Consider the following 6,267-nt stretch of genomic DNA (forward strand, 5'->3'; position numbering starts at 1 on the left):
TCAGGCGACGTGCAGGCGCAGGGCCGCCGTGGCGGCGACCCAGAACAGCCTGGAGCGGACATCGACCGCCGTGGACCAGGCGCGCTCGTCCCACTCGTCGCCCGCGAGGCTGTCGCCGGCGTACAGCAGCTGCGCCAGGCGCACACCGCGGAACCGCGCGACGGCGATGAAGGCCGCCGCTTCCATCTCGACCACCACGCACCCCTCCTCCACACGGCGAGCGATGCGAGAGCGTGGCTCCCGGTAGAACGCGTCCGTCGTCCAGGTGCGGGCGATCAGGAAGTCCGCACCGACCGCGTCGAGCGACGCGCGCAGGGCGGCGATGCCGTCGGGGTCGGCGTCGATGACGCGGCTCGGCGCGGCGTAGTGGAACGACGTGCCCTCGTCGCGGACCGCGCTCTGCACGATCACGGGGTGACCGAGCACCAGGTCCGGAAGCAGCGCTCCCGCGCCGCCGACGGCGACGAAGGACCGCCCTCCCGCCGCGATGACCTCCTCCAGGAATGCGGCGGCGAGCGGCGCGCCGACACCGGGATGGAACACCGCGACGCGGCTCGTGCCGTGGGTCACGGACAGCACCGGGTGCCGGCCGTGCGCCGCGTGCAGCATCCCGATCTGCTCGGTGTCGGCACGCTGCGCCAGCTGCTCGATCACCTCGGCGAAGAAGCAGATGACGACGGCGGGCGGCATCTCGCCGGACGGAACGAACGCGACGGGCGCGATCAGGCCCGCCTCCTGCAGATCGTCCTCGAGCAGCGGCACGTCGGGCAAATCAGCGGACATCGCTCCCGATTCTGCGCCTCCGCCCCCCGAGCGCGGCCGTCAGAGCCCGTGGAGGAAGTCGATCAGGCCCGGGAAGTAGTGGGTCGGGTCGTCGAACTGCGACAGGTGGCTGCCGTCCGGGCAGAGCAGGAAGCGGCCGTTCGGCAGGCGCTGCGACATCCAGCGCATGTGCTCGGGGTCCATCGTGTCGTGCGTGGCGCCGATCACCAGCGTCGGGACGGTGATGCCCTGCAGGTCGCCGGAGCGGTCCCAGTCCTCGAGCGTCCCCTTCAGGCCCAGCTCGCTCGGGCCCTGCATCGGGACGTAGATCGCCTCGTTGATGTGGCCGAGGCCGCGCACGACCGGCTCGGGCCACTCGTCGAACGGGATGCGGCAGACGTGATGCACGTAGTGGTGCTCCATCAGCAGCTGCTCGTAGCGCGGATCGTGGGTGTCGCCCGCCTCCTCCAGCCGCTGGATCTCGTGCAGGGCGTCCTGGTCCATCGCCGGCATCAGCACGTCGCGCGCGTAGGTGTTGTAGGCGGGCGCGCTCGACATCATGTTCGAGATCACGAGCCCCTTCAGGTGCTCCTGGTGGTGCACGGCGTACTCCGTCGCCAGCAGGCCGCCCCACGACTGCCCGAGCAGCACGAAGTTGGAGGCGTCCATCCCGAGCGCCTGGCGCACCTGGTCGACCTCGTCGACGAAGCGGGGCAGGTCCCACAGGCTCGGGTCGTCCGGCTGGTCGCTGCGGAACGAGCCGAGCTGGTCGTAGTAGTGGTACTCGATCCCCTCCCGCGGCAGCCACAGGTCGAACGGCTCGTACAGCTCGTCCGTCGCTCCGGGGCCGCCGTGCAGCAGCAGCACCTTCAGATCCGGGTTCGTGCCGACCCGCTTCGTCCACACCCGGAAGTCGCCGCTCGGCGTCGTGATCGGCACCATCCGGTTGCCGCCGGCGACGATGTCACGCGGATTCCAGGAGGTCGTGTCGAAGTAGTCGTCGGCGGGAGGCGTCATGGGGGCACGGTAGCCGCGCGGGGTCGCGCGAAGCCGAGCGCGCCGGGTCCTCCGGGCCCCGGCCGACGGAGGCGGAGCACCTCCAGCCGGTCGCGACGAGGCCTCAGGCCGAGATCATCGCCCGACGCCACCGGGCGTCCACCAGCAGGTCCACGACGTCAGTCCGCTGCTCGATGGAACCGAGGCCACGTGGGAGTGCCCGGATCTCCCCGTCGCCGATCCCGTCGAGCAGCGCTGCGACGATCCCGGGCGCGGGCTGCAGGTACGGCCGATCCCAGAACGGCGCGACCGCGCGATCCGGACCCGTCAGCCCCGCGGTGACCTGCAGGCGCAGCAGGGCCTCGAGCGTGACGGCGAGCGCCGCCTGCCGCTCCTGCCACGTCGTCGCGGCCAGCGCGACGTCGATCGGCGCGCGCAGCGCCTCAGCGCCGGGCAGGGAATCGAACGCCGTGCCGAACCACTTCGCGTAGGGCGGCCACCTGCGGTGGAGGAGGAAGGCGAGATGCATCGCGACCTGCGCCAGCCGCGCGGCGATCACCCGTGACCCGCGGTCGTCGCCCGCGTCGCCCGCCCGGCTCATCAGCGGCAGCTCCTGCTCGAGACGGATCCAGTCGCACGCCACGACGTGCCGCCAGACGTCGTCCGGGTACCACGTGAGCGCCGACCGCGCGGCGGTGATCAAGCCCACGCGGTCGGTGAAGAGCGGACCGGCGGTCACCTCCAGCACCGCCTGGCCCGTCAGCGACAACCAGTCCTGCAGGCGTACGCCCGCCGTCGGATCGAACCCGAGCCGGTCGACCAGGAAGGCCCCCGGCGTCGCGACCTCCACCCGGTGACGCTCGACGCCGTCGCCGGTGATCGCGAACCGCGTCGGAAGTCCGGCGAAGCGCTCGGGCAGGGCTCGGGCGAGCTCGGCATCGACCGCCTCCACGGCGTCGGCCGGGACGAAGAGGCTGAGCCGCAGGCCCCAGTCGTGGTCCCGCGAGGTCGCGTCGTCGAACCCGAGGACGTCGGAGCCCGTGCCGAGCCGCCCAGCGGCGTACGGCAGGTCCGGGAAGCGCTCCTCGAGCGGCGGGCGGACGACCCCATCCCAGTAGCGCCAGGCGAGCTCCCGGCCGCGCAGCGTCCTGTCCACCCCGACATCGTCCAGCAGGCTCGGCCCGTCGTCAGGCGCTGCGGTCGGGTCGGCCGACAGAAGCCCCGACCTCGCGGCGCGCTGCTGGGCCGTCAAGCGGAGGCGCCGACAGGCCGGTGCGAGGCCCGGAGGGCCACCTCCCGCACCGCGAGGAACAGCGGGAAGGCGAAGGCGACCGCGATCACGAGCGACGCCGCGGCGAACACGATCGGCACCCACAGCCGCCACCGGAGGCGCCGGGACTCGCGGACGAAGAACACCGTGCAGGCGACGAAGGCGACCAGCAGGTCGATCGCGGCGGAGGAGCTCGCGCCGTTCGCGAACCAATCCGCGAGGTAGGCGCCGCCGGTGTACGTCAGGTTGAACCACCAGGTGCCGACGAGCCCGACGACCGCGAGACCGGCGTAGCCGACCGCGATCACGGGCGGCCCGCCGCGGTGCGACGTGGAGGCGCTCACGGGCGGTCGCCGCCGGGCACGGCGGCGGGCACGTCAGCGCGCACGGCGCGGGCTCCGGCGCGGAGGATCACCCCGGCGGCCGCGAGCGCGGCCAGGGAGATCGCGGCGGTCGCGCCTGCGGTCAGCGCGTCGGGGTGGATCACCGACTGCCCGCGGAGCGCCTGCCAGGCGAGCACCGCGATCACGGCGAGGTACGCCGCGGCCGCGGTGACGACGAGCCGCAGCCGCACGGTGGCGGAGGAGAGCAGCGCCGTGCGGCGGCCGAGCGCGATCAGGCCGAGGGCGAGCAGGATCATCACCTGCAGCCCGTGCAGCCCGACGAAGTGCGGGATCCGGAGGTCCCCGCCGACCGTGCTCCAGCCGAGCAGGGGCAGGCCGGGCCCGCCGTCCGGCAGCCCGACGGTGTGCGCGCCGACGACCGACACCGCGCCTCCCTGCCCCCACGAGGCCTGCTGAGCGGGCGTCGGCAGGGTCATCAGGTAGGCGAGCCCCATGCCGATCACCGCGATGATCAGGCCGAGCCGCAGCGCCCACATCAGCGACCGGTCGGGCAGCCGCTGGATGAGGAGGAGCACCACGAGCGCGAGGTTGCACAGCCAGAGGGTGGCGATCATGCCCGCCATCGACTGGTACACGATCGCGTCGAGCGGGGTGGCGAAGTCGAAGTGGCTCGTGCGTCCGCGGACGACCTGGGCCACGATCGCCACCAGCTCCCCCGCCAGCATCGCCGCGCTGATCGTGCCGAGGATCGAGCCGAGCCTCCGCCGCCGCGGCATCAGCGAGATGAGCCACGCGAGCGTGAAGGAGTAGACGGCGACGGAGACCGCGAACTTCGCCGGCTTGTCCCAGATCGGCAGGCCGGTCAGCACCCGCGGGTCCGTGACCACGCCGACGATGCAGACGACGAGGAGCACCAGGGAGGCGGCCGCCAGCGCGATGAGCGGACGGTGCCAGCGGAAGACGGTCGTCACCGCTCGGCGCAGCCGCCCGGGCGATGGGGCCGGCCGGGCCACGGGGTGCTCCGGATCCTGCCGGGTCGTCGTCGAGATCGTCATGCGGGCATCGTGACGGCAGCGCGCGGTGCACCGCATCGTCCTGCGGGGCACGCTGTCCTGTCCGTGCGGACACGGCGCCGGCGACCCGGCGACCGATGCCGGCGGGGTCCCGGGTCGTTAGGTTCGGCCCATGACACCGATGGACGACCTCCTCGGGTCCGGCGCGCGACCCAGCGCCCGGCTGCTGGGGCTGGTCTGGCTGGCGCCCGTCGTCCTGGCGACGGCGGCGGTGCTCGTCACCGCCCACCGGCTGCCCGTGACCGTGCCGCTGCTCGTGCTGGCGCTCGCGCCGTGGGTCGTGCAGGCGGCGGGACGGGCGATCCCGACGATGCTCTTCGCGCTCGCCTCCCTCCTCCCCGTCGTCGCGATCCTGGTCGTCGAGGGCCTGAACGCGAGCGTGTTCTTCGGCACCGCCGCGCTGTGCCTGCTGACCAGCCGGGCGGACCGCGTGTGGCGCGTCGCCCTGGCCGCCGCGGTGGGGGTCGCCCTGCCGTTCACGAGCCTGCTGAGCCCGGTGCCGTTCGATCCCGGCAACATCTACTTCGCCATCGGGGACCTGGTCGGCGTCGCCATGGGCGTGCTGCTCGGGTACTCCGGCCGGCTGAGCGCCGAGCTGCGAGCCGCCGACGCGCGCCTCGCCGCGGTGCGGACCCAGCAGGAGCGGACCGCGCTCGCGCGCGACGTGCACGACCTCGTGGCCCACTCGCTCACCGTGGTGGTGCTGCACATCAGCGGCTCCCGCCTGCTGCTGCGGACCGACCCGGCCAAGGCCGAGGAGGCGCTGGAGCAGGCGGAGCGCGTCTGCCGCGAGAGCCTCGACGGCATCCGGGAGGTCGTCGGGCTGCTGCGCACCGACGGCGAGCCCCGCAGCGGGTCGGCGGACCTGACGCGACTGGCCGAGACGTACCGGGCGGCCGGCGTCGACGTGGTGCTCGCGGTCGACGAGCGCACCGCCGAGCTGTCCCTGTTCCTCCGCGGGCTGCTGTACCGGGTGGCGCAGGAGTCGCTCGCGAACGCCGCCAGGTACCGGGCCGACGGATCGACCGTGGAGGTCACGGCGACGATCGACGTGGAGGCGGTGACGCTGCGGATCGCCAACGCGGTCGCATCCCGCCACGGTGAGGGCGCCGGCGGCTACGGGCTCACCGGGCTGCGCGAGCAGGTGGTGACCTCGGGCGGGCGGCTCTCCAGCGGCCTCGTGGACGGGCGGTGGGTCGTCGAGTGCCGGATGCCGCTGCGCGACACCCGGGCGCGGGCGCTCGTCCGGACGGACGCCTGATGCCCGTGCGCCTCGTCCTCGCCGACGACCGGGCCATGATCCGGTCGGGTCTCGCCCTCGTCCTCAGCTCCGCGCCCGACATCGAGGTGGTCGGTCAGTTCGCGGACGGGAGCGATCTCATCCGCGGCGCGGCGTCGCTGCGCCCCGACGTCGTCCTCACCGACATCCGCATGCCGGTGCTGGACGGCATCGAGGCGACCAGGCGGATCCGCGCCGTGCCGGACGCTCCTCCGATCCTCGCCCTGACCACGTTCGACGACGACGACGTGCTCTGGCCGGCGCTCGCGGCCGGGGTCGGCGGGTTCGTCCTGAAGGACAGCCCGGCCGAGGCGCTCATCAGCGCCGTGCGTGCCGTCGCCGCGGGCGGCGCCTGGCTCGACCCCCGCGTCCTCCCCCGCGTGCTCGAGCGGGCGGTCGCCGGCTCGGGAGCCGCGTCCGCCGATCGTGGCGCCCTGGCCCGGCTCACGCCGCGCGAGCGGGAGGTGCTCGACCGGGTCTGCCTCGGCGCGACGAACGCGGAGATCGCCGCCCGCCTGCACGCCTCCGAGCGCACCGTGAAGG

Annotated in this window: 7 protein-coding genes; 2 read left to right on the plus strand and 5 right to left on the minus strand. The window is 73.8% G+C overall.

Annotation, left to right across the window (positions count from 1 at the left end; genetic code table 11):
- From ACFE60_RS06010 to ACFE60_RS06030, 5 genes are all read right to left on the minus strand, one after another.
- Window positions 1-783, minus strand: coding sequence for a nucleoside phosphorylase (locus ACFE60_RS06010; RefSeq protein WP_375387937.1), 783 nt, complete (start codon window positions 781-783; stop codon window positions 1-3).
- Window positions 784-822: 39 nt separating this feature from the next.
- On the minus strand, window positions 823-1,779 hold the full coding sequence (locus ACFE60_RS06015) for a proline iminopeptidase-family hydrolase (RefSeq protein ID WP_375387938.1): 957 nt from the start codon (window positions 1,777-1,779) through the stop codon (window positions 823-825).
- A gap of 103 nt (window positions 1,780-1,882) precedes the next feature.
- The gene (locus ACFE60_RS06020; RefSeq protein ID WP_375387939.1) at window positions 1,883-2,914 is read right to left on the minus strand and encodes a DUF4037 domain-containing protein; all 1,032 of its coding nucleotides are present in this window, start codon (window positions 2,912-2,914) and stop codon (window positions 1,883-1,885) included.
- A gap of 92 nt (window positions 2,915-3,006) precedes the next feature.
- On the minus strand, window positions 3,007-3,372 hold the full coding sequence (locus tag ACFE60_RS06025) for a DUF2834 domain-containing protein (protein ID WP_375387940.1): 366 nt from the start codon (window positions 3,370-3,372) through the stop codon (window positions 3,007-3,009).
- Window positions 3,369-4,427: a hypothetical protein gene (locus ACFE60_RS06030; RefSeq protein WP_375387941.1), complete on the minus strand. Its 1,059-nt coding sequence runs from the start codon at window positions 4,425-4,427 to the stop codon at window positions 3,369-3,371. The genes ACFE60_RS06025 and ACFE60_RS06030 overlap by 4 nt, the downstream gene beginning before the upstream one ends.
- Before the next feature lie 130 nt (window positions 4,428-4,557).
- On the opposite strand from ACFE60_RS06030, the gene ACFE60_RS06035 reads away from it, so the two are divergent.
- Window positions 4,558-5,706 carry a sensor histidine kinase gene (locus ACFE60_RS06035; protein ID WP_375387942.1) on the plus strand — a complete coding sequence of 383 codons (1,149 nt, stop codon included), beginning with the start codon at window positions 4,558-4,560 and terminating at the stop codon, window positions 5,704-5,706.
- A partial coding sequence (locus ACFE60_RS06040) for a response regulator (protein ID WP_375387943.1) occupies window positions 5,706-6,267 on the plus strand: 562 nt, incomplete at its 3' end. The genes ACFE60_RS06035 and ACFE60_RS06040, both read left to right, overlap by 1 nt.

This window comes from uncultured Amnibacterium sp. (assembly GCF_964245895.1).
In the GTDB taxonomy this organism is placed as follows: domain Bacteria; phylum Actinomycetota; class Actinomycetes; order Actinomycetales; family Microbacteriaceae; genus Amnibacterium.